23 protein-coding genes and 1 riboswitch are annotated in these 24,611 nt (G+C 70.6%); of the genes, 11 read left to right on the forward strand and 12 right to left on the reverse strand.

What is annotated here, in order from left to right:
• Positions 1-26 precede the first annotated feature (26 nt).
• The 3 genes from AB5J56_RS24910 to AB5J56_RS24920 all read right to left on the reverse strand — a co-directional run bounded on the left by AB5J56_RS24910 (position 27) and on the right by AB5J56_RS24920 (position 3,165).
• Positions 27-956, reverse strand: a complete 930-nt coding sequence (locus AB5J56_RS24910; RefSeq protein WP_369235110.1) for a 1-phosphofructokinase family hexose kinase — start codon at positions 954-956, stop codon at positions 27-29.
• A gap of 113 nt (positions 957-1,069) precedes the next feature.
• Positions 1,070-2,215 carry an N-acetylglucosamine-6-phosphate deacetylase gene (nagA, locus tag AB5J56_RS24915; protein WP_369235112.1) on the reverse strand — a complete coding sequence of 382 codons (1,146 nt, stop codon included), beginning with the start codon at positions 2,213-2,215 and terminating at the stop codon, positions 1,070-1,072.
• Positions 2,215-3,165 carry an ROK family protein gene (locus AB5J56_RS24920; protein ID WP_369235114.1) on the reverse strand — a complete coding sequence of 317 codons (951 nt, stop codon included), beginning with the start codon at positions 3,163-3,165 and terminating at the stop codon, positions 2,215-2,217. The genes nagA and AB5J56_RS24920 overlap by 1 nt, the downstream gene beginning before the upstream one ends.
• 250 nt (positions 3,166-3,415) lie before the next feature.
• Between AB5J56_RS24920 and AB5J56_RS24925 the strand changes: the two genes are divergently transcribed.
• The 3 genes from AB5J56_RS24925 (at position 3,416) to otsB (ending at position 5,893) form a co-directional block, all read left to right on the forward strand.
• Complete coding sequence (locus AB5J56_RS24925; RefSeq protein WP_369235116.1) at positions 3,416-4,639, forward strand: extracellular solute-binding protein; 1,224 nt, start codon at positions 3,416-3,418, stop codon at positions 4,637-4,639.
• A 52-nt stretch (positions 4,640-4,691) separates the two neighbouring features.
• On the forward strand, positions 4,692-4,919 hold the full coding sequence (locus tag AB5J56_RS24930) for a DUF3263 domain-containing protein (protein ID WP_369235118.1): 228 nt from the start codon (positions 4,692-4,694) through the stop codon (positions 4,917-4,919).
• Between the two features lie 95 nt (positions 4,920-5,014).
• Positions 5,015-5,893 carry a trehalose-phosphatase gene (otsB, locus tag AB5J56_RS24935; protein ID WP_369235120.1) on the forward strand — a complete coding sequence of 293 codons (879 nt, stop codon included), beginning with the start codon at positions 5,015-5,017 and terminating at the stop codon, positions 5,891-5,893.
• Here otsB and AB5J56_RS24940 read toward each other — a convergent pair.
• Positions 5,877-7,259 (reverse strand): trehalose-6-phosphate synthase, encoded by a 1,383-nt coding sequence (locus tag AB5J56_RS24940; RefSeq protein ID WP_369242753.1) that lies wholly within the window; start codon positions 7,257-7,259, stop codon positions 5,877-5,879. The two genes, otsB and AB5J56_RS24940, sit on opposite strands and share 17 nt — an antisense overlap.
• Positions 7,260-7,424: 165 nt before the next feature.
• On the reverse strand, positions 7,425-8,369 hold the full coding sequence (locus AB5J56_RS24945; protein WP_369235122.1) for a glucosyl-3-phosphoglycerate synthase: 945 nt from the start codon (positions 8,367-8,369) through the stop codon (positions 7,425-7,427).
• 171 nt (positions 8,370-8,540) lie between these two features.
• Positions 8,541-8,693: riboswitch (SAM riboswitch) on the forward strand.
• A 17-nt stretch (positions 8,694-8,710) separates the two neighbouring features.
• Between AB5J56_RS24945 and thrC the strand changes: the two genes are divergently transcribed.
• From thrC to AB5J56_RS24975, 6 genes are all read left to right on the forward strand, one after another.
• On the forward strand, positions 8,711-10,015 hold the full coding sequence (thrC, locus tag AB5J56_RS24950; protein WP_369235124.1) for a threonine synthase: 1,305 nt from the start codon (positions 8,711-8,713) through the stop codon (positions 10,013-10,015).
• Complete coding sequence (locus tag AB5J56_RS24955) at positions 10,012-10,287, forward strand: ubiquitin-like small modifier protein 1 (RefSeq protein WP_369235126.1); 276 nt, start codon at positions 10,012-10,014, stop codon at positions 10,285-10,287. Before thrC ends, AB5J56_RS24955 begins: the two co-directional genes overlap by 4 nt.
• Positions 10,288-10,737: 450 nt before the next feature.
• Positions 10,738-10,944, forward strand: a complete 207-nt coding sequence (locus AB5J56_RS24960) for a cold-shock protein (RefSeq protein ID WP_005486335.1) — start codon at positions 10,738-10,740, stop codon at positions 10,942-10,944.
• A gap of 346 nt (positions 10,945-11,290) precedes the next feature.
• Positions 11,291-12,913, forward strand: coding sequence for a chaperonin GroEL (gene groL / locus AB5J56_RS24965; RefSeq protein ID WP_369235129.1), 1,623 nt, complete (start codon positions 11,291-11,293; stop codon positions 12,911-12,913).
• A 195-nt stretch (positions 12,914-13,108) separates the two neighbouring features.
• Positions 13,109-14,233 carry an NADH:flavin oxidoreductase gene (locus tag AB5J56_RS24970; protein ID WP_369235131.1) on the forward strand — a complete coding sequence of 375 codons (1,125 nt, stop codon included), beginning with the start codon at positions 13,109-13,111 and terminating at the stop codon, positions 14,231-14,233.
• Positions 14,234-14,475: 242 nt separating this feature from the next.
• Positions 14,476-15,963: an MFS transporter gene (locus tag AB5J56_RS24975; RefSeq protein WP_369235133.1), complete on the forward strand. Its 1,488-nt coding sequence runs from the start codon at positions 14,476-14,478 to the stop codon at positions 15,961-15,963.
• A gap of 300 nt (positions 15,964-16,263) precedes the next feature.
• Here AB5J56_RS24975 and AB5J56_RS24980 read toward each other — a convergent pair whose 3' ends face one another.
• Positions 16,264-16,473, reverse strand: coding sequence for a hypothetical protein (locus tag AB5J56_RS24980; protein ID WP_369235135.1), 210 nt, complete (start codon positions 16,471-16,473; stop codon positions 16,264-16,266).
• On the opposite strand from AB5J56_RS24980, the gene secD reads away from it, so the two are divergent.
• Positions 16,454-17,038, forward strand: coding sequence for a preprotein translocase subunit SecD (secD, locus tag AB5J56_RS24985; RefSeq protein WP_369235137.1), 585 nt, complete (start codon positions 16,454-16,456; stop codon positions 17,036-17,038). The genes AB5J56_RS24980 and secD overlap by 20 nt on opposite strands.
• Before the next feature lie 97 nt (positions 17,039-17,135).
• On the opposite strand, the gene AB5J56_RS24990 is transcribed toward secD, so the two are convergent.
• The 3 genes from AB5J56_RS24990 to AB5J56_RS25000 form a co-directional block, all read right to left on the reverse strand.
• Positions 17,136-17,723, reverse strand: a complete 588-nt coding sequence (locus tag AB5J56_RS24990) for a hypothetical protein (RefSeq protein WP_369235139.1) — start codon at positions 17,721-17,723, stop codon at positions 17,136-17,138.
• Positions 17,724-17,857: 134 nt separating this feature from the next.
• A complete protein-coding gene (locus tag AB5J56_RS24995) occupies positions 17,858-19,249 on the reverse strand; it encodes a serine/threonine-protein kinase (protein WP_369235141.1) in 1,392 nt (463 codons plus the stop codon).
• Positions 19,250-19,388: 139 nt separating this feature from the next.
• Positions 19,389-19,973, reverse strand: a complete 585-nt coding sequence (locus tag AB5J56_RS25000; RefSeq protein ID WP_369235143.1) for a hypothetical protein — start codon at positions 19,971-19,973, stop codon at positions 19,389-19,391.
• A gap of 276 nt (positions 19,974-20,249) precedes the next feature.
• Between AB5J56_RS25000 and AB5J56_RS25005 the strand changes: the two genes are divergently transcribed.
• The gene (locus AB5J56_RS25005; RefSeq protein WP_369235145.1) at positions 20,250-21,113 is read left to right on the forward strand and encodes a hypothetical protein; all 864 of its coding nucleotides are present in this window, start codon (positions 20,250-20,252) and stop codon (positions 21,111-21,113) included.
• Positions 21,114-21,160: 47 nt separating this feature from the next.
• Here AB5J56_RS25005 and AB5J56_RS25010 read toward each other — a convergent pair whose 3' ends face one another.
• Genes AB5J56_RS25010 through AB5J56_RS25020 form a run of 3 tightly spaced genes read right to left on the reverse strand, consistent with a single transcriptional unit; the run spans position 21,161 to position 24,558 of the window.
• Positions 21,161-22,612, reverse strand: coding sequence for a PTS transporter subunit EIIC (locus AB5J56_RS25010; protein ID WP_369235146.1), 1,452 nt, complete (start codon positions 22,610-22,612; stop codon positions 21,161-21,163).
• A gap of 16 nt (positions 22,613-22,628) precedes the next feature.
• A complete protein-coding gene (gene murQ, locus AB5J56_RS25015; RefSeq protein ID WP_369235148.1) occupies positions 22,629-23,576 on the reverse strand; it encodes an N-acetylmuramic acid 6-phosphate etherase in 948 nt (315 codons plus the stop codon).
• A gap of 55 nt (positions 23,577-23,631) precedes the next feature.
• Positions 23,632-24,558 carry a MurR/RpiR family transcriptional regulator gene (locus AB5J56_RS25020; RefSeq protein ID WP_369235150.1) on the reverse strand — a complete coding sequence of 309 codons (927 nt, stop codon included), beginning with the start codon at positions 24,556-24,558 and terminating at the stop codon, positions 23,632-23,634.
• Positions 24,559-24,611 lie beyond the last annotated feature (53 nt).

Below are 24,611 nucleotides of genomic sequence, written 5' to 3' on the forward strand. Positions count from 1 at the left end.
AATTGCAGGTGTGGAAATGGAGCATTTCAGGCCGCGGATTCCTCGCGAATGACTGAAATTTGTCCCATCAGCTCCTCGTACGCTGCATGCTCGAACTCCCCTGCCGCCTTGGCTGCTACCGATGCCCCCGCCAAGGCCGCAGCTCGCGCCAGCCGGTCCGGCCACGGCAGGTGTTCCACCAGGCCCGAGAGCAGGCCCGCCACGGCCGAGTCGCCGGCGCCGGTCGGGTTGCCGCGGACCTGGCGGGGCGGGGTCGCGTGCCAGCGGCCCTCGGCGTTCAGGGCGAGGAGGCCGTCCGCGCCCAGCGAGGCCACGACGGTGCGGGCGCCGCGGCGGCGGGCGTCGCGGGTGGCCACCAACGGCTCGTGGGAGCCGGTGAGTTCGGCCAGCTCATCGGCGTTGGGCTTGACGATGTCGGGGCGGGCGGCGACACCCCGGCGCAGCGGTTCGCCGCTGGTGTCCAGGAGGACCGGGATCCCCAAGGTGCGTGCAGTGCGGACGAGTTGGGCGTACGCGCCCACCGGCACGCCGGGCGGAAGGCTGCCGCACAGGGCCACCGCCGAGGCGGAGCGCAGCAGTTCCTCGTACGTCTCCTGGAAGGCCGACCACTCGGCCGCGGTGATGTCCGGTCCGGGCTCGTTCAGTTGGGTCGTGTCGCCGGTCGTGGCGTCGGCCACCGCGATGGTGCGCCGCGTCGAACCCGACACCGGCACCAGCGCGTCCACGATCCCCGGTGCCTGCGCGAGCCCCTCCTGCACGGCGCGGCCGGTCGCGCCGCCGGTGAAGCCCGTCACCGTCACCTCGTGACCGAGGGCGGCGAGCACCCGGGCCACGTTGACGCCCTTGCCGCCGGGCCGTTCCGACACCTCGGTCACCCGGTGCGAGGTGTGCGGCCGCAGCGCACCGACGCGATACGTGATGTCGAGAGCGGTGTTCAGCGTGACCGTGAGGATCACGAGACCCACCCCCCAGTGATTGCTTGCCTTCAGAGACCGCCCCGATCATGCCAAAGAGGCGGCGGTCGGCCCAGTGCTCCGGACCGACCGCCGTACGGCAACAACGGGGCGAATCAGCCCAGTTGCGGATCGACCACCCACTCGCCCCTGCGCATGACACCCTTGAGTTCGAACGCGGAGTCGAGAACCACCAGGTCGGCGTCCTTCCCCGGCTCCAGGGAGCCCACCCGGTCGTAGGCGCCGAGGAGGCGGGCCGGGTTGGCGGACAGTGCGGCGACGGCGTCCTCGACGGGCAGCCGGTCGATCGTGACCGCCCGCTTGAACGCGCGGTCCAGGGTGAGCGTGGAGCCCGCGATGGAGCCGCCCTCCACCAGCCGCGCCACGCCCTCGCTGACCTCGACCTCCAGCGGGCCGAGCATGTACCGGCCGTCGCCGAAGCCCGCCGCGTCCATCGCGTCGGTGATGAAGGCGACCCGGTCGGCGCCCGCGTGGTGGAACGCCAACTGGAGCGCGGCCGGGTGCAGATGCGTACCGTCGTTGATCAACTCGACCGTGACGCGCTCGTCCTCGAGCAGCGCCGCGATCGGGCCCGGCGCCCGGTGGCCGAGCACCGGCATCGCGTTGAAGAGGTGGGTGGCGACCGTGGCGCCCGCGTCGATGGCCTCCACCGTCTGCTCGTACGTCGCGTCCGTGTGCCCGATCGCCGCGATCACCCCGTGCTCGGCCAGCAGCCGTACGGAGTCGATGCCGCCCGGCAGCTCGGTGGCGAGCGTGACCATGCGGGCCTGCCCGTGGGCCGCGTCGATCAGCTTGCGAACCTCCGCCGGGTCCGGGTGGCGCAGCAGCCCCTCGGAGTGGGCGCCCTTGCGGCACGGCGAGATGAACGGGCCCTCGAAGTGGATGCCCGCGATGTCGCCCTGCTCGGCCAGCTCCGACAAGAGCCCGGCGCGCTGGGCGAGCGCGTCCATCTCGCCGGTGACGGTGGACGCGACGAGCGTGGTCGTGCCGTGCAGGCGGTGGGTGTGCACGCCCCGCAGGATGTCCTCGACCGTGCCGCCCGTGAAGGACGCGCCGCCGCCCCCGTGGTTGTGGATGTCGACGAATCCGGGGACCAGCCAGTGGCCGGAGAGGTCCACCGACGGAGTGTTCTCGGGTGCGCTGCCGGTGATCCGCGTGCCGTCGACGATCACGCGGCCGCCGTCCACGATCCCGGTGGGCAGGACCACCCGTGCACCGGCGAGAACCTTGCTAGGGGCCATCAGGTGGTTACCTCCGAAGTCGGATGGGAAGCGGTGGCGAGCAGGTCCCAGGCCAGCAGTCCGGCACCCAGGCAGCCGGCCGTGTCCCCGAGGGCCGCGGGGACGATGGACGGCAGCTTCTGGAAGGTCACGCGCCGCTGGACGGCGGCGCGCAGCGGTGTGAACAAGGTTTCCCCCGCCTCGGCGAGACCGCCACCGATGATCAGGGTGCGTGGGTCCAGCAGGGTGAGCGCGGTGACCAGCCCGTCGGCGAGCGCGTCGACCGCGTCCTGCCACACCCGCTGCGCACGTGGGTCCCCGCTCGCCACGGCCTTCGCACAGTCCGCCGCGTCCGCCTCCGGGTCCCCGGACGCCTGTGCCCACGCCTGGCTGACCGCCGCCGCCGACGCGAACCGCTCCAGACAGCCGCGCTGGCCGCACGGACACGGGGTTCCCCCGGGACGTACGACGATGTGGCCGATCTCGCCCGCGAAGCCGTGCGCGCCCGCCTCGACGGTGCCGTCGATGCCGATCGCGCCCGCGATGCCGGTGCCGAGCGGCACGAACAGGAAGCGGTCGGCGCCCCGGCCCGCGCCGATCCGGCCCTCCGCGAGGCCGCCGGCCCGTACGTCGTGCCCGAGCGCGACCGGGACGCCGTCCAGCCGTTCGCTGAGCAGGGCGCGCAGGGGTACGTCGCGCCAGCCGAGGTTGGCCGCGTACACGGCGATGCCGTCGGCGGCGTCCACTATGCCGGGGACGGCGACGCCGGCGGCCGCGGCGCTCTCGCCGAGGTGCTCCTTGCCGTACGCGCGCAGCTCGGCCGCGAAGCCGAGGATCGTCGCCACGACGGCGTCGGGGCCGCGTTCGCGGCCGGTGGCGCGGCGGGCCTGGTGCAGCAGCTCGCCGTCGGCCCCGACCAGGGCGGCCTTCATCCCGGTGCCGCCCACATCGAGGGCGATGACATGTCTCACGGGGGACAGTGTCGCCCCTTACCCCAGGAGAGGTCTAGTCCATTCACGTGGTGTAGACCTTGTGTCCGAACTGCGAGACGACTGGTCTGGACAACAGGTCTGGGCAACAGTTCAAGAATTCAACAGTTCGAACAGCCGGTGCCGCCAAGTGACGGCAGGGGCGATCAGTGACAGCGAAACAGTGTTTGGGGAACGAGCAGTGCAGCGGCGCAGGACGCGTAGGACAGGACTGATCGCGGTGGTCGCCGCCATGAGCACGGCGGCGACGCTGGCGGGCTGCGGCAGCTCGGGCGGCTCCGGGGACGTGACCCTGAAGCTGGTCGCCGCCGACTACGGGGACTCCGCGGCCAACAGCTCCCAGAAGTACTGGGACAAGCTCGCAGGCGCCTACGAGAAGGATCACCCCGGGACCAAGGTCGAGGTCAGCGTCTACTCCTGGACCGACGTCGACCGCAAGGTCAAGGAGATGGTCGCGGCGGGCCACGCGCCCGACCTGGCGCAGATCGGCGCGTACTCCGACTACGCAGCCAAGGACCAGCTGTACTCCGTCGACGAGCTGCTCTCCATCCCCGTCCAGGCCGACTTCGTCTCGCAGCTCGGCGAGGCAGGGAAGATGGACCGGGTGCAGTACGGGATGCCGTTCGCGGCGTCGACGCGGCTGCTCTTCTACAACAAGAAGCTGTTCTCCGACGCGGGCCTGACCCCGCCGGAGACCTGGAGCGAGCTCGCCGCCGACGCGAAGGCGCTCAAGTCCAAGGGCGTCAAGACCCCCTACGCGCTGCCCCTCGGGCCCGAGGAGGCGCAGGCCGAGACCATGCAGTGGCTGCTGAGCGGCGGCGACGGCTACACCGACGACGTCGGCACCTACCACCTCGACTCCACGCAGAACGTCGCCACCTTCAGCTGGCTCAAGGACGAACTCGTCGACAAGGGGCTCACCGGGCCCGTCGCACCGGCGAAGCTCGACCGGGCGGCCGCGTTCGCCGGGTTCGCGCGGGGCGACGTGGGGATGCTCAACGGGCATCCCACGCTGATGAAGATGGCCGCGAAGAAGGGCGTGAAGTTCGGCATGGTGCCGATGCCCGGGCTCGACGGCCGGGCCAGGTCCACGATGGGCGTCGCCGACTGGATGATGGCCTTCAAGCAGAACGGCCACCGCGAACAGGTGGGCGACTTCCTCGACTACGTCTACAGCGAGAAGAACGTGCTCGCGTTCTCCCGCGAGTACGACCTGCTGCCGGTGACCACGTCCGCGTCCCAGGCCATGGCCGGCGACCCCGACGACAAGGACCTCGCCCCCTTCCTCGACGAACTCCCCGCCTCCGAGCTGTACCCCGTCGACAAGACCTCCTGGGCCACCGTCAGCGCCGAGATCAAGGCGGGCATCGGCAAGGCCGTGGCCCCGGGCGGCAACCCGTCCGCGGTCCTCACCGAGCTGCAGAACGCGGCGTCGGCGGCGGAGAGCGCGGAGTAGGTCTCCCGCCGCCGGACGGCCGGCTGTCAGTGGCGGCGGATACCGTGCGGGGATGGAAGAGCTCACGGCCCGGGAACGGGGGATCCTCGCGATGGAACGGCAGGGCTGGCCCGGCCCGGGGGCGAAGGAGCGGGCGATACGCGAGCGGCTGGGACTGGTGCCGGTGAGGTACTACCAGCTGCTCAACGCCCTCCTGGACGACCCCAGGGCCCTGGCCCACGACCCGGTGACGGTCAACCGCCTCCGCCGGATACGCGACGCCCGCAGGGCGGAACGCTAGAGCCTGCGTCATATCCCCGCCCGGCCGGGGACGAGACACAGCCTCTTGCCCCGGCACCGGTCCGGTGGGCGCACCGCGCGGATAGGGTCGGCGGTATGGGCAGCCATACGGAATCCACGGAACCGACGGGAAACACCGACCCCCTGCCGACCCCCGCGACCGCGGCCGGCCGTGACGGCCTGGACGCCATCCTCGCGGCCCCCGACCGCGTCGTGATCGCCCTCGACTTCGACGGCACGCTCGCCCCCATCGTCCCCGACCCGGAACAGGCCCGCGCCCACCCGGACGCGGTGCACGCCCTCGCGGCCCTCGCCCCGAAGGTCGCGTCCATCGCGGTGGTCACCGGCCGCCCGGCAGGCGTCGCCGTCCGCTACGGCGGCTTCGCGGGCGTATCCGGCCTGGAGCACCTGGTCGTCCTCGGCCACTACGGCGCCGAGCGCTGGGACGCCGTCAGCGGCACCGTCAGCGCCCCCGCCCCGCACCCCGGCGTCGCCGCCGTACGCGCCGAGCTGCCCGGCTTCCTGGACGGGATCGGCGCCTGGCAGGGCACCTGGATCGAGGAGAAGGGCCGCGCGGTGGCGGTCCACACCCGCCGCGCCCAGGATCCGCAGGCCGCCTTCGAAGCACTCCGCGAGCCGCTCACCGACCTCGCCTCCCGGCACGGCCTCATCGTCGAACCGGGCCGCATGGTCCTGGAGCTGCGCCCGCCCGGCATGGACAAGGGCGTCGCCCTCCTGGAGTACGTCCGCGAAACCGGCGCCGAAGCCGTCCTCTACGCCGGCGACGACCTCGGCGACCTCCCCGCCTTCGCCACCGTCGACAAACTCCGCTCCGACGGCGTACCGGGCCTGCTCGTCTGCAGCGGCAGCTCGGAGGTGACGGAACTTTCGGAGCGGGCGGATGTGGTGGTGGAGGGCCCGGCGGGGGTTGTACGGCTCCTGGCGGGACTGGCGGCTGCTATGGGCCCGTCGTAGGGGTTTCCTCCAGCGCGTGCAGCTGGTCCAGGAACCACTGGGCCGGCGGCAGCGCGGTGGCCGCGGCGGCGAGCCGTTTCGTGTGTTCGGCGCGCTCGTCCACCGGCATGGTCAACGCCTCGTGCAGCGCCCGCGCCGTAGCGATCACGTCGTACGGGTTCACCGTGATCGCATCCTCGCCGAGCTCCTCGTGGGCCCCCGCCTCCCGGGACAGCACCAGCACGCATCCCTCGTCGGAGACCACCGGGACCTCCTTGGCGACGAGGTTCATGCCGTCGCGGATGGGGTTGACCAGCGCCACGTCGGCGAGCCGGTACGCGGCCAGCGAGCGGGCGAAGTCGTCCTTGACGTGCAGCACCACCGGCGTCCAACCGGGCGTCCCGTACTGGGAGTTGATCTCGTCCGCCAGGCGCTGCACCTCGGCGGTGTAGTCCCGGTACACGGCGAGGTCCTGCCGGGAGGGATAGGCGAACGCGACGTGTACGACCCGCTCGCGCCAGGAGGGCCGGTCCTCCAGGAGCTGCCGGTAGGCGAGCATCCCGCGCACGATGTTCTTGGACAGCTCGGTCCGGTCGACCCGGACGATGGCCTTGCGGCCCTCGCCGATCTGCCCGCGCAGCGCGGCCATCCGCTCGCCGACGTCCGCCTGATGCGAGCGGGCGCGCAGGAAGTCGGCGTCCGCGCCGAGACCGTGCACCCCGACCCGGGTGGAGCCGAGGCCGCCCACGAGGGCGTCCGCGCAGGCGGTGAACGCGTCCGCCCAGCGCCGGGTCAGGAAGCCGAGCCGGTCCGCGCCGAGCATGCCGCGCAGGACCTGCTCGGCGATGTCGTCGGGGAGCATCCGGAAGTAGTCGACGGGCGCCCACGGCGTGTGGGAGAAGTGGCCGATCCGGAGGTCGGGGCGCAGCTCGCGCAGCATCCCGGGGACCAGCGTCAGGTGGTAGTCCTGCACGATCACCGACGCGCCCTCGGCCGCCTCGTCGGCCAGCGCCTCGGCGAACGCCCGGTTGTACGCCTCGTACGACACCCACTGGCGCCGGAACTCCGCGTCGAAGACGGGCTCCAGAGGCGTCTGGTACAGCAGGTGATGGACGAACCACAGCACGGAGTTCGCGATGCCGTTGTACGCGTCCGCGTGCACGTCGGCGTCGATGTCCAGCATCCGTACGCCGTCCTCGCCGACCCCGCGCCGCACCGCCTCGCGGTCCCCGTCACCGAGCGCCGAGCACACCCACAGCGCGCCCGCGTCCGGCCCGATCGCCGAGAGCCCGGAGACCAGCCCGCCCCCGCCGCGCCTGGCGGTGAGCTCTCCGGTCTCCTTATCGAGCGCGTACGAGACGGGGCCGCGGTTGGACGCGACAAGAATCCGATGCGCACCGTGTGCGGAACCCGGAGAAGCGGAACCCGAAGAAGCGGAATCCGGAGCAGAACCCGTGGAAGCCATAAGCCTCAACCTAGCCCGGCCCGGAAACGCTCAAACGTACGGACGGTCTACGGCCCGGCCGGACCCGAGCCGTATACAAGCCGCCTTTCAGGCTACTCTCCGTGACTGATATTCCACGATGTCCACCATCGGCGGACGCTCCTCCGTGTCGACGGAGTGGGTGCGCGGCTCGAAGCCGTCCCTGCCCCGCTCGAACTGGGTGAGGGAGGGGCGGATCAGGTGCCCGCGGGCCAGCCGCAGCTGCGCCGTGCGGTAGATCGCGGCGGCCATCCGGCCCAGCGCCTGCCCGTCCTGGTGGCGGTGCTTGCGCACGCCCACGTCCACCTGGGCCAGCGCGTCCAGGCCCACCAGGTGCAGCGCGTCGACCAGCATGCCCAGCTCGACCCCGTACCCGACAGGGAAGGGCAGCTGTTCCAGCAGCGACCGGCGGGCGGCGTACTCCCCACCGAGCGGCTGCACGAATCCCGCCAGCTGCGGCCAGTGCATGTTCAGCAGTGGGCGGGCCATGAGTTCGGTGACCCGGCCGCCCTGGCCCGCGGCACCGCCGAGCGGGCGGTCGTACATCGCCTTGACGAGGTCCACACCGGGTTCGGTGAGCAGCGGGCCCACGATCCCCGAGACGAAGTCCGACGAGAACTCCTTCAGGTCCGCGTCGATGAAGCAGACGATGTCCCCGCTGGTCACCAGCAGTGACCGCCACAGGACCTCGCCCTTGCCGGGCACGGTCGGGATGCGCGGGAGTATCTCGTCCCGGTGCACGACCCGGGCCCCCGCGGCGGCGGCGACCTCGGAGGTGCGGTCCGTCGAGCCCGAGTCGATGACGACGATCTCGTCGACGAGCGGGACCTGGTGCATCAGGTCGTGGCGGATGACGGCGACGATCTCGCCGACCGTCTCCTCCTCGTTCAGGGCGGGCAGCACGACGCTCACCGAGGAGTTCGTGGCGCGCTTCGCGGCGATGAGCTTGTGGAGCGGGCGATCGGTAACGGACCAGGAGCGGGTGCTCAGCCAGCGCTCGACTTCTTCCAGCACAGTCTGCGGCTCCTCACTGTCTGATCACATGGTCTCTCGACCCTGTGATCCATCTCGCGGTTCGGACGACTATCTCAACTGTCCTGGCCTTCGGTTACAGTCTTGAACAACGCGGATGACCATCGCATGTCGGGGGTCATCGCCGCGTAGCAGAGACCAACAATCGAATACCGCTCATCCAGAGGGGCAGAGGGATACGGCCCGTTGAAGCCCCGGCAACCCTCCAGTCGGTTCTCGTACGACGTCCACGTCGCAGCGAGGCTCCCGACTAGGGAAGGTGCCAAATCCGTCTCACGGCGAAGTGCGTCGTGAGGAAGATGAGGAGAAAGGGCCTCGCCTCCATGGCTGCGCAGACTGATACCGGTGTAGACACCACTGCAAGCACCACGAACTCCGTCGATCTGGGCCCTGCCGCGGCGCTCTCCTGCCGCGAGTGCGGACACCGCGTGCCGCTCGGCCCGGTCTTCGCCTGCGAGGAGTGTTTCGGCCCGCTCGAGATCGCGTACGACTTCTCGGCCTACGACACCGAGGAACTCCGCAAGCGCATCGAGGCGGGACCCGCGAACATCTGGCGCTACGCGCCGCTCCTGCCCGTCCCCGCGGACGTCGCCGACAAGCCGAACATCAACCCGGGCTGGACCAAGCTCGTGCAGGCCGACAACCTGGCCCGCGAGCTGGGCGTCACCCCCGGCAAGCTGTTCGTGAAGGACGACTCCGGCAACCCGACGCACTCCTTCAAGGACCGCGTCGTCGCCCAGGCCATCGAGGCCGCGCGGGCGTTCGACTTCACCACCCTCTCCTGCTCCTCCACCGGCAACCTGGCCGGCGCGGTCGGTGCCGCCGCCGCCCGGGCCGGCTTCCGCTCCTGCGTGTTCATCCCGCACGACCTGGAGCAGGGCAAGGTCGTCATGGCCGCGATCTACGGCGGCGAGCTCGTCGGCATCGAGGGCAACTACGACGACGTGAACCGCTTCTGCTCCGAGCTGATCGGCGACCCGGCCGGCGAGGGCTGGGGCTTCGTCAACGTCAACCTGCGGCCCTACTACGCGGAGGGCTCGAAGACCCTCGCGTACGAGATCTGCGAGCAGCTCGGCTGGCAGCTCCCGGACCAGCTCGTCGTCCCGATCGCCTCCGGCTCCCAGCTCACGAAGATCGACAAGGGTCTCCAGGAGCTGATCAAGCTCGGCCTCGTCGAGGACAAGCCGTACAAGATCTTCGGCGCCCAGGCCGAGGGCTGCTCGCCGGTGTCCGTCGCCTACAAGGCCGGCCACGACGTCGTACGGCCGCAGAAGCCGAACACCATCGCCAAGTCGCTCGCCATCGGCAACCCGGCCGACGGGCCGTACGTGCTCGACATCGCGCGCCGTACCGGTGGTGCGGTGGAGGATGTGAACGACGAGCAGGTCGTGGACGCGATCAAGCTGCTCGCGCGGACGGAGGGCATCTTCGCCGAGACGGCGGGCGGTGTGACGGTGGGTGTCGCGAAGAAGCTGATCGAGAACGGTCTGCTCGATCCGACCCTGACCACCGTCGTGCTGAACACCGGCGACGGCCTCAAGACCCTGGACGCGGTGGCCGGCACCGGCCTGACCGCGACCATCCGCCCGAACCTGGACTCCTTCCGAGAGGCTGGCCTCGCATCATGAGCGTCAACGTCCGCATCCCCACCATCCTGCGCACCTACACCGGCGGCCAGGCCGAGGTGAGCGCCGAGGGCGCGACCCTCGCCGACGTCATCGCCGACCTGGAGAAGAACCACACGGGCATCGCCGCCCGCGTTCTCGACGACCAGGGAAAGCTGCGCCGCTTCGTCAACGTGTACGTCAACGACGACGACGTCCGCTTCGAGCAGGGTCTGGAGACGGCGACGCCGGACGGCGCGGGCGTCTCGATCATTCCGGCCGTCGCCGGAGGCTGACCGCCCCTTTCGTTACCTTCGGTAACGGTGGTTACTCATTGTTCATCGAATTGCCCTCTCCGTAAGAGAAACGGAGGGGGCAATTCTGTATGGTTGAGCGCGGTACAGTTGGGGAACCTGCTTCGCTTTCTCCGTCGATTTCATGCCGGGCGCATATGAGTCCTTGCCCGACGTCCGATGAGAAGCAGCCAAAGTACCCCATCTTTTTGAGCCGTTTATGGCATTTATGGGGCCCGACTTGCCCTGAATCTTCGCAAATCCTCCGCATATTGCCGATCGGCCATGCCCAGAATTCTCGTCCGATTGACCTGTTGCAGACGGCAGTTGGACAGATACATTCAGCCGCGGTCGACGCGTTCCGGCGCACACCCCCAACCGTTGGGGGGTGAGGTCTGACCCGGATCCACGAAGTGTGGATCTGTGCAAGGGCCAGTAATAGGGGAGTTAGGCATGGCTCAGGGCACCGTCAAGTGGTTCAACGCGGAGAAGGGGTACGGCTTCATCGCGGTCGACGGTGGTGCGGATGTATTCGTCCACTACAGCGCGATTCAGATGGACGGCTACCGCACCCTTGAAGAGGGCCAGCGGGTCGAGTTCGAGATCTCGCAGGGTCAGAAGGGGCCGCAGGCGGACATGGTCCGACTGGCTGCCGGCTGAAGCACGCGCCGACTGAACACAAACAGCGACGTGACGAAGGGCTCGTACCTCCAGGGGTACGAGCCCTTCGGCGTGCCTGGCACGGCGAGTCGCCGCGTGCGCGGACCCCGCGCGCTGCGCGCACGCCCCCTGTCCCACCTGGGGATCACCCCAAGCCGCTTGCACTCGGCAGGGGCGAGTGCTAATCATTGGCGTTAGCACTCTGAAGGTGAGAGTGATAACGAGGACCGGGTCGGTGAGGCCCGCAGGCCAAGTGGGGCAAGGAACCACGAGGCCGGCAGGCCGTCCGTCGCGGGCGCGGGCGCGGTCCTGGAGATTCCACCCCAGTCCGGGAGGACCACTTCACATGGCCAAGATCATCGCGTTCGACGAGGAGGCACGGCGCGGTCTCGAGCGCGGGATGAACCAGCTCGCCGACGCCGTCAAGGTCACCCTTGGCCCCAAGGGCCGCAACGTCGTCCTCGAGAAGAAGTGGGGCGCCCCCACGATCACCAACGATGGTGTTTCCATCGCCAAGGAGATCGAGCTCGAGGACCCGTACGAGAAGATCGGCGCAGAGCTGGTCAAGGAAGTCGCCAAGAAGACGGACGACGTCGCCGGCGACGGTACGACCACGGCGACCGTGCTCGCCCAGGCGCTCGTCCGCGAGGGCCTGCGCAACGTAGCCGCCGGCGCCAACCCGATGGCCCTCAAGCGCGGTATCGAGAAGGCCGTCGAGGCCGTCTCCGGTGCCCTGCTCGAGCAGGCCAAGGATGTCGAGACCAAGGAGCAGATCGCTTCCACGGCCTCCATCTCCGCCGCCGACACCCAGATCGGCGAGCTCATCGCCGAGGCGATGGACAAGGTCGGCAAGGAAGGCGTCATCACCGTCGAGGAGTCCCAGACCTTCGGTCTGGAGCTGGAGCTCACCGAGGGTATGCGCTTCGACAAGGGCTACATCTCGGCGTACTTCGCCACCGACATGGAGCGTATGGAGGCCGTCCTCGACGACCCGTACATCCTGATCGCGAACTCCAAGATCGCGAACGTCAAGGACCTGCTCCCGCTCCTCGAGAAGGTCATGCAGGGCGGCAAGCCGCTGCTGATCATCGCCGAGGACGTCGAGGGCGAGGCCCTGTCGACCCTGGTCGTCAACAAGATCCGTGGCACCTTCAAGTCCGTCGCCGTCAAGGCCCCGGGCTTCGGTGACCGCCGCAAGGCCATGCTCGGCGACATCGCCATCCTCACGGGCGGCGAGGTCATCTCCGAGGAGGTCGGCCTCAAGCTGGAGAACGCCGGTCTCGACCTGCTGGGCCGCGCCCGCAAGGTGGTCATCACCAAGGACGAGACGACGATCGTCGACGGCTCGGGCTCGGCGGACCAGGTTGCCGGTCGCGTCAACCAGATCCGCGCCGAGATCGAGAACAGCGACTCGGACTACGACCGCGAGAAGCTCCAGGAGCGCCTGGCGAAGCTGGCCGGCGGCGTGGCCGTCATCAAGGCCGGTGCCGCCACCGAGGTCGAGCTCAAGGAGCGCAAGCACCGCATCGAGGACGCCGTTCGCAACGCGAAGGCGGCCGTCGAGGAGGGCATCGTCGCCGGTGGTGGCGTGGCCCTGCTCCAGGCTTCCTCGGTCTTCGAGAAGCTCGAGCTCACGGGTGACGAGGCGACCGGCGCCAACGCCGTGAAGCTCGCCCTGGAGGCCCCGCTCAAGCAGATCGCCGTCAACGGTGGTCTCGAGGGTGGCGTCATCGTCGAGAAGGTGCGCAACCTGCCTGTCGGTCACGGCCTGAACGCCGCGACCGGTGAGTATGTCGACATGATCGCCGAAGGCATCATCGACCCGGCGAAGGTCACGCGCTCTGCCCTGCAGAACGCCGCCTCCATCGCCGCGCTGTTCCTCACCACCGAGGCCGTCATCGCCGACAAGCCGGAGAAGGCCGCCGCGCCTGCCGGTGGCGGTATGCCCGGCGGTGACATGGACTTCTGATCGACCTCTGGTTGATCAACCGTCCTGCACGTTCCGAGGGCGGCACCCCTTCTTCAAAGGGGTGCCGCCCTCGGGCGTATCCGGGATCACAGTGAGATGTGGCGGGAAGCGGAATTCCATGGCTTCCGAAGAAGTTGATGTCATGGAAGTATGCACACGCACATACCGCTTGTTATCCCTCAAGGAGTCCCGTACGTGACTGCCACCGCCCCCGCCTCGCGCGCGGCCGAGATCCTCTCCCGGCCCGTCACCCTCAACGGCCTGACCGTCCCGAACCGCATCGCCATGGCGCCCATGACCCGCGAGTTCTCGCCGGGCGGCGTTCCCGGCGAGGACGTGGTCGGGTACTACGCCCGCCGTGCCGCTGCGGGCGTCGGCCTGATCGTCACCGAGGGCACGTACGTCGGCCACGGGTCGGCCGGGCAGAGTGACAGCATTCCGCGCTTCCACGGCGAGGAGCAGCTCGCGGGCTGGGCGAAGGTCGCCGACGCCGTGCACGCGGCGGGCGGGACGATCATGCCGCAGCTCTGGCACATCGGCATGGTGCGCAGGGCGGGTCAGCCGCCGTTCGCGGACGCCCCCGCCGTCGGCCCGTCCGGCCTGCACAAGGAGGGCGGTGACGTCACCGGCAAGGCCATGACGCAGACCGACCTGGACGATGTGATCGGCGCCTTCGCCGCGGCCGCCGCCGACGCCGAGCGCATCGGCTTCGACGGAGTCGAGCTGCACGGCGCCCACGGCTATCTGATCGACCAGTTCCTGTGGTCCGGCACCAACCGCCGTACCGACGCCTACGGCGGTGACCCCGTCGCCCGTACGAAGTTCGCGGCCGAGATCGTGGCCGCGGTGCGCGCCGCCGTCTCCCCGGCCTTCCCGGTCGTCTTCCGCTACTCGCAGTGGAAGCAGCAGAACTACGAGGCCCGGATCGCCGAGTCCCCGGAGGAGCTGGAAGCGATCCTGGCGCCGCTCTCCGAGGCCGGAGTGGACGCCTTCCACGCCTCCACGCGCCGCTACTGGCAGCCCGAGTTCGACGGCTCGGACCTCAACCTGGCCGGCTGGACGAAGAAGCTGACGGGCAAGCCCGCCATCACCGTGGGCTCGGTCGGCCTGGACGGCGAGTTCCTCAAGGCCTTCGTCGGCGAGGGCTCCGGCGTCAAGGGCATCGACGACCTGCTGGACCGCCTGGAGCGCGACGAGTTCGACCTCGTCGCCATCGGCCGCGCCCTGCTCCAGGACCCGGAGTGGGCGGCGAAGGTCCTGGCGGGCCGCTTCGACGAGCTGGCGGCGTACGACGCGGGGTCGCTGGCGACGCTGAGCTAGAGCGCTGAGCTGAGCCGGGCGCGCCGTAGGGCGCGCCCCGCGTGTTCTTGAGGGCGGCACCCCCGAACACCGGTCGACGACCGGTCGGGGTGCCGCCCTCCGGCGTGTCCGGAGGGGCTCACGGGGGCGAGTGCGGCGCTGACCTGCCTGCCTTGCTTAAGTCAATCAAGTGACTTAAGCTTGCGTAAGTCAAGTAGTTGGCGGGTTGCGCAGAGACCTGCTCATCCGACGGAGGCCCTTCCATGTCCGACGCCCTTGCCCGACCCGCCGCGGCGGGCGGCTCCGCCCCGCCGAGGTCGAACGCCGTGGTGGCGGTCCTGGCCTTCGCCGGAATCGTGGTCTCGCTGATGCAGACCCTCGTCATCCCGATCGTTCCGGAGCTGCCCAAGTACCTCGACGCCTCGGCGTCGAACACCGCCTGGGCCATCACCGCCACGCTGCTGGCCGCCGCCGTCGCCACCCCGGTCGCCGGCCGCCTCGGCGACATGTACGGCAAGCGCCGCATGCTCCTGGTCAGCCTGGTCGTGCTGGTGACCGGTTCGGTCGTCGTCGCGCTGGCCGACTCCCTGGTTCCGGCGATCGTCGGCCGCACTCTCCAGGGTCTTGCGGCCGCGGTGGTCCCGCTCGGCATCAGCGTCATGCGTGATGTGCTGCCCGCCGAACGCCTCGCCGGGTCGACCGCGCTGATGAGCGCCTCGCTCGGGGTGGGCGGCGCCCTCGGTCTGCCCGCCGCCGCTTTCATCGCCGACAACTTCGACTGGCACATCCTGTTCTGGACGTCCGCCTCGCTCGGTGTCGTCGCCTTCGCGCTCGTCCTGACGTTCGTACCGGAGTCCAAGGTCCGCACCGGCGGCCGTTTCGACCTGGTCGGCTCCATCGGTATGGCCATCGGCCTGGTGTCCCTGCTGCTGGCCGTCTCCAAGGGCGGCGACTGGGGCTGGACCAGCGGGAGCATCCTCGGCCTCTTCGCGGTGGCGGTCCTCGTACTGCTGGCGTGGGGCTTCTACGAGCTGCGCACCACGCAGCCGCTGGTCGACCTGCGCACCACCGCCCGCCGCCAGGTGCTGTTCACCAACCTCGCGTCCATCGCGTTCGGCTTCTCGATGTTCGCCATGTCGCTGGTCCTGCCGCAGCTGCTGCAGCTGCCCGAGCAGACCGGCTACGGCCTCGGCAGGTCCATGATGACCGTCGGCCTCGTGATGGCCCCGCAGGGTCTGGTGATGATGGCCATGGCGCCGGTCTCCGCCGCCATCACCAAGACCAAGGGCCCCAAGATCACGCTGATGTGCGGTGCGGTCATCGTCGCCGCGGGCTACGGCCTCAACATCCTGCTGATGTCCGAGGTCTGGCACCTCGTCCTGGTGTCCTGCATCATCGGCGCCGGTGTCGGCTTCGCCTACGGCGCCATGCCCGCCCTCATCATGGGCGCCGTGCCCGCCTCCGAGACGGGCGCCGCGAACAGCCTCAACACCCTGATGCGGTCCATCGGCACGTCGTTCGCCAGTGCCATCGCCGGCGTCGTCCTCGCCCAGATGACCACCGACTTCGGCTCCTACGCCCTCCCTTCCGAGAACGGCTTCAAGGTCGTCATGGCCATCGGCGCCGGAGCGGCGATCCTGGCCTTCGTCCTGGCGTCGTTCCTGCCGGGCAAGCGGCCGGCCGCGGCACCGGAGGAGCCGGTCACTCCCGGCCCGGCCGAGACGGCGGAGGTCTCCGGGGCGAAGTCGTAACGCGCCCCGCAGTACACACGCGGTGTGCAAGGGCCCGCCGACCGTCATCCGACGGTCGGCGGGCCCTTGCCGTCGGCGGGCGGTTCCGGGCCCCGGTCGCGTGCGCCGACCTGACACACCGGCATAGTGCGACAGATAGCGTGACAGGGGACGGAACATGGGGGAACACATGGCAGGGATGCGCGGGGTGGCGGTCGTGGTCGGCGCCGTGGTGGTGGCGTGTGCGGGGCTGGGGGGCTGTGGGGGCTCCTCGCCGGGTGCGGTGGGAGCGGGCGGGGGCGGGAGATCCACGGCTCAGGATCACAGCGCCGGTACGGGTTCGAAGGCGCCCGCGCAGACGAAGTCGCCCTCGGCATCGGCTACGTCCACGTCCTCGGCCGCGAGTCGGCGGAAGCTGACCAGTGTCACCTTCTCCGTCGAAGAGCCGCGGGGCGACGAGGAGTTGGCGCGAGCCGCCGAGTTGATGCGGAAGCGGGCGGCGGACACGGGGATGACGGGGGTGGAGGTCACCGTCACCAGCGGAGACATCGTGGCCACCCAGGCGGGGGACAGTGAGGAGGCACTGAAGTCCCTTGGGCAGACGGCCGAGTTGGCGTTCCGGCCGGTGAAGGCTGAGCTGCCCGTGAAGAAGAAGGTCGAGTGCCGGTCGCGGGTACCCGAAGCGCCGGATGCCTTCACGGCGTGCGGGAAGGGGGACAACGCCCTCACCAAGTACGTGCTCGATCCGGTCGCCGTTCCGGGGACGGACGTGTCCGCGGCGAAGGCGACGTTCGACAAGAACAGCGCCGCGGGCTGGATGGTCGAGCTGCAGTTCACGTCGGTGGGGGCCAAGCGGTTCGCGGACGTCACCGGGCGCCTGGCCCAGCAGCAGTCTCCGGCCAACCAGTTCGCGATCGTGCTCGACGACACCGTGCTGTCGTCGCCGTTCGTCTCCCAGAAACTCACTGGCGGCGAGGCCCAGATCTCGGGCACCTTCACCCAGAGCTCGGCCCGGGAACTGGCGGCCCAGCTGAACACGGGCGCGCTTCCGGTGCGGTTGAAGGTGTCGAGTGTGACGCGGCTGCCGGCGGACTGAGCCTCCGGGGGCCGCGTCAGGGGCGGTCGGTGGTTGGCAGTCGGCAGTCGGCAGTCGGTGACCGTAAGCGCCGACCGCCGACCGCCGACCGCTGGTTTCAGTCCGTGATGTCGACGTGCATGTTGAAGCGCACGCCGTCGATCCTCACGAGGAGGTTGCCCTGGACACCGCGTACGGCCAGGGTGTCCCCGACCCAGATCTTGCCCAGCTCGGCCTTGTCCTGCGGGTCATGGCTCACGAACGCCGTGAACACGCCCCCTGTGGCTTCCTGGGATATCCGGGTCCACTGGCGCCGCACGGCCGCGTACGCCGTCCGGGACATCTTCGAGCCGTACCCCAGGTTGGTCCTGATGCCCCCGACGTAGGCGGCGGCGCAGTGGACCAGCATCTTGTGCGCGGGTGAGTCGTCCAGGCCGGGGGTGGCCTCGATGGTGTCCATCAGGTCGCTCGCGTCCGCGTCGAGCTTCGCCTGGCGAGCCGACTTCGCCTTCTCCCCGGCTATGTCGACCTTGTCGCTGTCGATCGCCTTCTCGGCCTCGTCGTAGCCGTACTTCTTGTCGCAGGCGATCCTGACGGTGGTCTCCCACTTGCTGTCGCTGATCCACGCCGGGTCCAAGTCGATCTTGTCGCAGTAGGCGAGGAGCCTCTCCTTGGCCTCCGCCTCGTTCTTCGCGTACCCGGGCATTCTGCCTCCTCGGTCGGATACGCCCAACGTCGCAGCGCGCCGGTGGCCCGTCATCAGGTAGCGCACGTTCCACCGGCAAATACGCTCAACTACGCCCAGTAGCGGCCCACTTATAGACGCCGCGCTCAGCGGGCTCAGCGAGGCCGGGCCTCCGCGAGCGGGATTCCGTGGCGCGCGGCGCAGACGCGGACCATGTCCGACAGTGCGGGTGCCGTGCCGACCGGGGCCAGCAGGCTCGCACGGATGCGGATGACGCGCTTGCCGTCGATGCGGACCCACATCGGGTGGTTGAAGCTCCGGGGAAGGCTGCGCCCTTTGCCGGGCCGCACGATCAGCAGGGTCTCTCGGGCGCGGACGTCCAGCTCCAGGGAACCGATGTCCGGCCAGCGCAGCACGGCCACCTCCTTCGGGCGGCCCACCCCGAGGCCCAGGTCGTGGACCATGAGGCCGTCCCGGGCGGTACCGAGGAGGCCGATGAACCGCATCAGCATGAGGGCCGCGGCGAACCCGCACACCGCGGCGATCGGGTCGGACAGCTTGAGGACGGGGCCGAACAGGACGACCGCCGCGAGGAGCCCGAGCGTGAGGAGCCCGTTGCACAGGACCAGGCGTCGCCGGAGCCGGGGGTCGTGCCGGTAGAGCGCGGGCGGTGGCGCTGCGGGCGACGGTGACGCGGAGGTCGGGCGCCGGGGCGCCCGGGCCGTGGGGGCGGCGTGGTCGACCGCCGTCGGCGCCGGTGCCGATCCGTTGCGGGTGTCGCACAGGTCGAGCAACTGTCGTGGTGAGGGCCGGAGTTCGGGCTCCTTGCGCAGGCAGGCCCGAGTGATCGGGCGCAGTGCGTCGGGCACCGCGGAGACGTCCGCCTCCTCGTGGACCGCGCGGTACAGCAGGCTGTACGGCTGCCCGCCCCCGAACGCGCTGCCGCCCGCTGCGGCGACCAGCACGGCACCGAGGGCGAAGACGTCGCACGCGCCGCTGACCGGGAGGCCCCGCGCCTGCTCGGGGGAGATGAATCCCGGGGTGCCGATCGCCGCGCCGTCGTAGGTCAGCCGCGTCCCCTCCGCGGCCCGGGCGATGCCGAAGTCCAGTACACGCGGGCCGTCCTCGGCCAGCACGATGTTGCCCGGCTTCAGATCGCGGTGCACCAGTCCGCAGGAGTGGATCGCCTGGAGGGCCTCGGCCAGCGCGGCGACCAGGACCCAGAGCCGGGCCTCCTCGAGCGGGCCGTGCAGGTCGACCTGGGAGGCGAGGGTCGGGCCCTTGATGTACGCGCTGGCCATCCACGGCTGCGCGGCGTCGGGATCGGCGTCCACGACCGCGGCCGTATGGAACCCACCGACCCTGCGAGCGGCTTCGACCTCCTTGCGGAACCGGTCCCTGAACTGGGGGTCGGTCGCGTACTCGGCCCTGATCACCTTGATGGCGACAGCCCGCCCCGAGCGGGAGCGCCCCAAGTAGACCGAGCCCATCCCCCCGCTGCCCAGCTCGCGCTCGACGACGTAGTCCCCGATCCGTGTCCCGTCCACGGCCGCCCCCAGGTCTTCGGTCTTCAGCGCCCTGCGGGTCGTACGTCGTCACGCGCGAGACGCAGGGGATTCGTTCCTCATGCACTTTTACCGCATTCATGAGGGCAAACTGGGCCGAAACCGGAAAGGCGAGGTGGGGCTACAGATTGCCCATCGGCTCGATGTCCGTCTTCCTCGGCTCGCCCCAGATGCGCAGCACCTCGTAGTCGGTGAACTCGTGGACCAGGCGGTAGGCCATGGCGGGCTGGGGGACTCTGCGCTGGGCGGTGAGGTAGGCCTCGGCCTCGTTGCGGTCGCGGCGGGGGGTGCCGCAGAGCTGCCAGGTCTGGCCGGTCCACATCTCCGGGAGCCAGCGCTGCTGGGGCTGCGGGCGGTCGGCCCGGACCCCATAGCGGGAGTGGCCCTGCTCGGGGTGGGTGTCCCGGGCGGCTCGGGCGCTCGCGTACGCGCCGTTGACCTGGGAGCGGCGGGCGGCGCGGCGGCGGGTCTCGCACAACAGGCACAGGTCGGAGGCGTCCTCGTCGACCGGGCCCTGCGGGTGCTCGGCGCAGCGGGTCGTGGGCGCCGCCGTGGTCACGGTCTCCTCCAGCAGGTCCAGCGCCCGCTTCAGATCGGCCTTCACCTCGTGCAGCTTGGCGTCGGGGGTGTCGGCGTTCAGGGCGTCCCCGTGCTCGCCGAGGACCCGCAGAGCCCGGCCCAGGGCGGTGAGTTGGGCGTGGTTCACGAGGTTCGCACCTTCCTTGCGGTGTGCACAGCAGTGTTCACACGGGAGCTCTCCGGTGTCCGGGTGACGCCGACGGTCGCTCCCCCAGGGTAGGAGGGGACCGCTTGTGACGCGTCGCCTCCTTTCGACCGATCCGGTCCGCGGGTGACTTTGGGGTGGATTCACCGGTATGCCTGGGGCTCCGGATGCCACCATGGGCGTCATTGCGGGCGGCATGAAACGGGGAAACGCATGCGTGGACGAGTACGGGGCCTTCGCGGGCCGAGGCGTGGAGCGGTGGCCGCTGTGGTCGTCGCGGCGTGTCTGGGGCTGGCGGCGTGCGGAGGTTCCTCGCAGCCGCTGACGCGGGGCGGGAAGAGCGGCTCGGCGAGCGCGGGCGGGGCTGGGGACGGGTCCGGGGCCGGTTCCAGCGCGAGTCCCAGCGGCGGCGGTACGGCGTCGGCCTCGGGGCAGGGCGGGCAGGTCTACATCGACTTCGCGCCCGAAACCTCCAGCAGCGGAGCCGACCTGGAGCGCACCGCCACGTTGATGCGGAAGCGGGCGAAGGCCCTGCGGCTCGGCGGGGTCGAGATCACGGTCCGCGGCCGGGAGATCTCGGTGTCGGGGCCCGCGAGCAGCCAGGAGACCCTGCGGTCCCTCGGCTGGACGGCCGAGCTGGGCTTCCGCCCCGTCCTGAGCGCACAGCCGGTGGACAAGGGGCAGTGCCGTGCGGCGGACGCGTCGGCATCGGCGTCGGAGCCGCTCACCGCCTGCGGGAAGACCGGCGGTACCTACGTCTCGTACTCCCTGAAGCCGGTCGCCGTCCCCGGCACGGACGTGTCCGCCGCGGAGGCGACCTACGACAAGCAGAGCGGCGCCGGCTGGCTGGTGCAAATCAAGTTCACGGCGGCCGGATCCAAGCGGTTCGCGCAGGTCACGGGAGAACTGGCCCCACAGCAGCCGCCCGCCAACCAGTTCGCGATCGTGGTCGACGGCACCGTGCTGTCCGCCCCGTCCGTCAATCAGGCACTCACCGGCGGCGAGGCCCAGATCTCCGGCTCCTTCACCCAGCGTGAGGCGGAGGAACTGGCCGCCCAGTTGAACAGCGGCGCGCTTCCGGTGCGGCTGAATGAGCAGAGCGTGTCGCGGATGCGGAGCTGACGCCGAGCGGCGCGGCTGATCACCGGGAGCATCGGCACCCGGCGGTGTCAGGCCGCCGGGCGCTGCCCGTGTGTCGTCGGCGTCCTCTCCGGCTGCCGCCCTCCGAGGCCGAAGAGGTACGTCGCCGCGAAGCCCACCACATAGCCGGTCAGCAGTCCGCCCGCGTAGATCGCCGCCGTCGGCCCCAGCCCTCTGTTCCCGGACAGCAGTGGGAACAGCGCCCAGCCCGAGGGGCCGATCGCCGTGGAGCCGACCCGGTCACCGAGGGTGGAGAAGAAGCCGATGAAGGCGCCGCCCGCCGCGCCGCCCGCGCAGGCGGTGAGGAACGGGCGGCCGAGGGGGAGCGAGACGCCGTAGATCAGGGGTTCGCCGACGCCCAGCAGGCCCGCGGGGAGCGCCGACCTGATCGTCGTACGGATGGAGTGGTCGTGGCGCAGGCGGACGTACACCGCCAGTGCCGCGCCGACCTGGCCCGCGCCCGCCATCGCCAGGATGGGCAGCAGGACCGTGTAGCCCTGCTGCTCGATGAGGGTGGTGTGGATGGGGATCAGGGCCTGGTGCAGGCCCAGCATCACCAGGGGGAGGAACAGGCCGCCGAGGACGAGCCCCGCGAAGGCGCCGGTGGTGGACAGCAGCCAGTCCGCCGCCGTGCCGATGGCGGAGGAGATCTCGCCGGCCGCGTACATGAGGCCGTAGAGCGTGACCAGGCCGGAGAGGAGGACGGTGAGGGTGGGGGTCACCAGGACGTCGAGGGTTTCCGGCACCCAGGTGCGGCACCATCTCTCGACGTACGTCGCGAGGAGCGCGGCCGTCAGTGCGCCCAGCACCCCGCCCTGACCCGGCGCGAGCGTCATGCCGAACGCCGTCACCTTGGCGACCCCCGCGTACACGATGACCGCCGCCACCGCCCCGCCCAGAATCGGCGTCCCGCCGAACTCCGTCGCCGTGTTGTAGCCGACGAACACCGCGATCAGCGACATGAAGCCGGAGGCGATGGCCGCCAGGGCGGGCGTGAGCGACGGCAGCAGGCCGGCGTTGACCAGCAGGCCGCCCAGCCCCGCGATGATCCCGCAGCCGATCAGGGCGGGGATCAGCGGGACGAAGATGTTGGCGATTCGGCGGAGGGCGAGTTTGAGGGGGGTCGCGTTGCGCTGACGCCGGGATGCCTTCAGATCGGCTCCCCTCGACGCCAGTTCCGCGGCGGTCGAGGTGGCCGATGCGGTTGAGGCGGTCGAGGCGGCCGATGTGGTCAGCAGCGCCTCGAACTCCGGGGTCACGCGCGCCACCGCTCCCGGGCCCAGCACGATCTGGTACGTGTCGTCATCCACCACGCCCAGCACGGCGGGGAGTGCCTTCAGCGCGTCCTCGTCGACCAGGGAGCGGTCCCGCAGGCCCAGCCGGAGGCGGGTCATGCAGTGGGCGACGGAGACGACGTTCGCGGCGCCGCCGACCAGGGGAAGGATCGCGGCGGCCGTGGCGGAGGGGGAAGGAGTGCTCACCCCTTGAGCGTGCTCGTCAGGGCGCCGCCGCCGTGAGCGCCGCGCGCAGATGGCCGCCGCTCTCCTCCAGAAGGCGGGCCGCGGTGGAGCCGTCCACGCCTCCCAGGATGACCAGGATCGCGTTCTTCACCTCGTCGTCCGTCGCCGCGAGGGCCTTCTCGATCTCCTCGTCGGGGGCGCCCGTGGCCAGCGCGACGATACGGCGGGAGCGGGCACGCAGCTTCTCGTTCGAGGCGCGTACGTCGACCATCAGGTTCCCGTACGTCTTGCCGAGTCGGATCATCGTGATCGTCGAGAGCATGTTCAGGACGAGCTTCTGCGCGGTGCCCGCCTTCAGCCGGGTGGAGCCGGTGAGCAGCTCCGGGCCGACGACGACCTCGATGCCGTGGTGCGCGGCGGCGGCCAGCGCGCTGCCCGCGTTGCAGGACAGGCCGATCGTCAACGCCCCCTGCGCGCGGGCGTGTTCGACCGCGCCGATCGCGTACGGCGTACGGCCCGAGGCGGACACGCCGACCACCGTGTCGTCGGCGGTCAGCGCCAGCCGCGCCAGGTCCGCCGCCGCCAGCTCCCTGGAGTCCTCGGCGCCCTCGATGGAGGTGACCATGGCCTCGGGGCCGCCCGCGATCAAGCCCACCACCTGCGACGGGTCGGTGTTGAAGGTGGGCGGGCACTCGGAGGCGTCCAGCACGCCCAGGCGGCCCGCGGTACCGGCACCGGCGTAGAGAAGACGGCCGCCCTTCGCCATCCGCTCCGCCACACCGTCGATCGCGGCGGCGATGCGCGGGAGCTGCTCGGCGACCGCCGTCGGCACGGTCGCGTCCTCCGCGTTCATCAGCCGGGTGATCTCCAGCGTCGGCAGCTGGTCGATCTCGGACAGTTCGGGGCGGAACGCCTCGGTGGTCAGCGTCTCCAGCTCGGCCCGCAGATCGCGGTAGGGGGAGGAGGCGTCGAGGGGGGAGGTCATGTACGGCGGCTCTTTCCGGTGTGCGGGAGAAAAGAGGGTGGAGGGCGCGGCGGGGCTATCGGTGTCCGCCGGCGCGCGGGCTGTGGCGGTGCGCCAGCGCCTCGTAGGAGGCGGACAGCGCGGGCGCCGCCGTCTCGTACGTCCGCTGGGCCACGCCCACGAACAGGCAGTCCACGACCAGCAGTTGGCTCGTGCGCGAGGACATCGCGGCCGGGCGCAGCTCGCTCTCGCGGGCCGTGGAGGTGGTGAGGATGTGGTCCGCGTACTGCGTGACCGGGCCGTCGGGGCGTCCGGTGATCGCCACCGTCGTGGCACCGTGTTCGAAGGCGACGCGGAGGGGTTCGATGACGTCTCCGGTCGAGCCCGAGTGCGTGATGGCGATCGCCACGTCCTTGGCGCGCAGCTGCACGGCGTTGGTGACGGCGAGGTGCGGGTCGTTGTGCGCGTGGGCTATGAGGCCTATGCGCAGCAGCTTCTGGGTGAGGTCCTGGGCGACCAGGCCGGACGCGCCCACCCCGTACACATCGATGCGGCGGGCGGCCGCGAGGGCGGTGACGGCGGCGCCGAGCTGCACCGTGTCGAGCCCGGCGGCCGTGTCGGCGAGGGTCTGCTGCTCGTCGTAGGCGAGCTTGGCGACCACGTCGGCGATGGGGTCGTCGACCGCGATGTCCGCGGTGACGGCGGGCGCGCGGCCCGACTGCTGCTGGGCGGCGAGCCCGGCGAGGGCGAGGCGCAGATCCCGGTACCCCGGGTAGCCGAGGAGGCGGGCGGTGCGGACCACGGTCGCCTCGCTGGTGCCGGTGAGCTCGGCGAGGCCGGTGACCGTCAGGGCCGCGCAGCCGGCCGGGTCGGCCGCCACGGCCTCCGCGACGCGCTGCATGGAGCGGGTCATCGAGGGGGCCAGCGTCCGTACCTTCGCCGCGAGCGCGGCGGGGGCGGGCGGCGCCTCGCCTGCGAAAATTTCCTTCACGTCTGGGGTCACCTCTGAAAGATATTTTCCTTTGGGGGATGGGGTCAAGGGTGCGCACAATGGGT

It is taken from the genome of Streptomyces sp. R21, assembly GCF_041051975.1.
Classification (GTDB): domain Bacteria; phylum Actinomycetota; class Actinomycetes; order Streptomycetales; family Streptomycetaceae; genus Streptomyces.

Coding starts and splice junctions, on each gene's coding strand:
- nagA (WP_369235112.1), bottom strand. CDS start 2,215: ATGGCCCCTAGCAAGGTTCTCGCCGGTGCACGGGTGGTCCTGCCCACC.
- AB5J56_RS24925 (WP_369235116.1), top strand. CDS start 3,416: ATGAGCACGGCGGCGACGCTGGCGGGCTGCGGCAGCTCGGGCGGCTCC.
- AB5J56_RS24930 (WP_369235118.1), top strand. CDS start 4,692: ATGGAAGAGCTCACGGCCCGGGAACGGGGGATCCTCGCGATGGAACGG.
- otsB (WP_369235120.1), top strand. CDS start 5,015: ATGGGCAGCCATACGGAATCCACGGAACCGACGGGAAACACCGACCCC.
- thrC (WP_369235124.1), top strand. CDS start 8,711: ATGGCTGCGCAGACTGATACCGGTGTAGACACCACTGCAAGCACCACG.
- AB5J56_RS24955 (WP_369235126.1), top strand. CDS start 10,012: ATGAGCGTCAACGTCCGCATCCCCACCATCCTGCGCACCTACACCGGC.
- AB5J56_RS24960 (WP_005486335.1), top strand. CDS start 10,738: ATGGCTCAGGGCACCGTCAAGTGGTTCAACGCGGAGAAGGGGTACGGC.
- groL (WP_369235129.1), top strand. CDS start 11,291: ATGGCCAAGATCATCGCGTTCGACGAGGAGGCACGGCGCGGTCTCGAG.
- AB5J56_RS24975 (WP_369235133.1), top strand. CDS start 14,476: ATGTCCGACGCCCTTGCCCGACCCGCCGCGGCGGGCGGCTCCGCCCCG.
- secD (WP_369235137.1), top strand. CDS start 16,454: ATGACGGGGGTGGAGGTCACCGTCACCAGCGGAGACATCGTGGCCACC.
- AB5J56_RS24990 (WP_369235139.1), bottom strand. CDS start 17,723: ATGCCCGGGTACGCGAAGAACGAGGCGGAGGCCAAGGAGAGGCTCCTC.
- murQ (WP_369235148.1), bottom strand. CDS start 23,576: ATGACCTCCCCCCTCGACGCCTCCTCCCCCTACCGCGATCTGCGGGCC.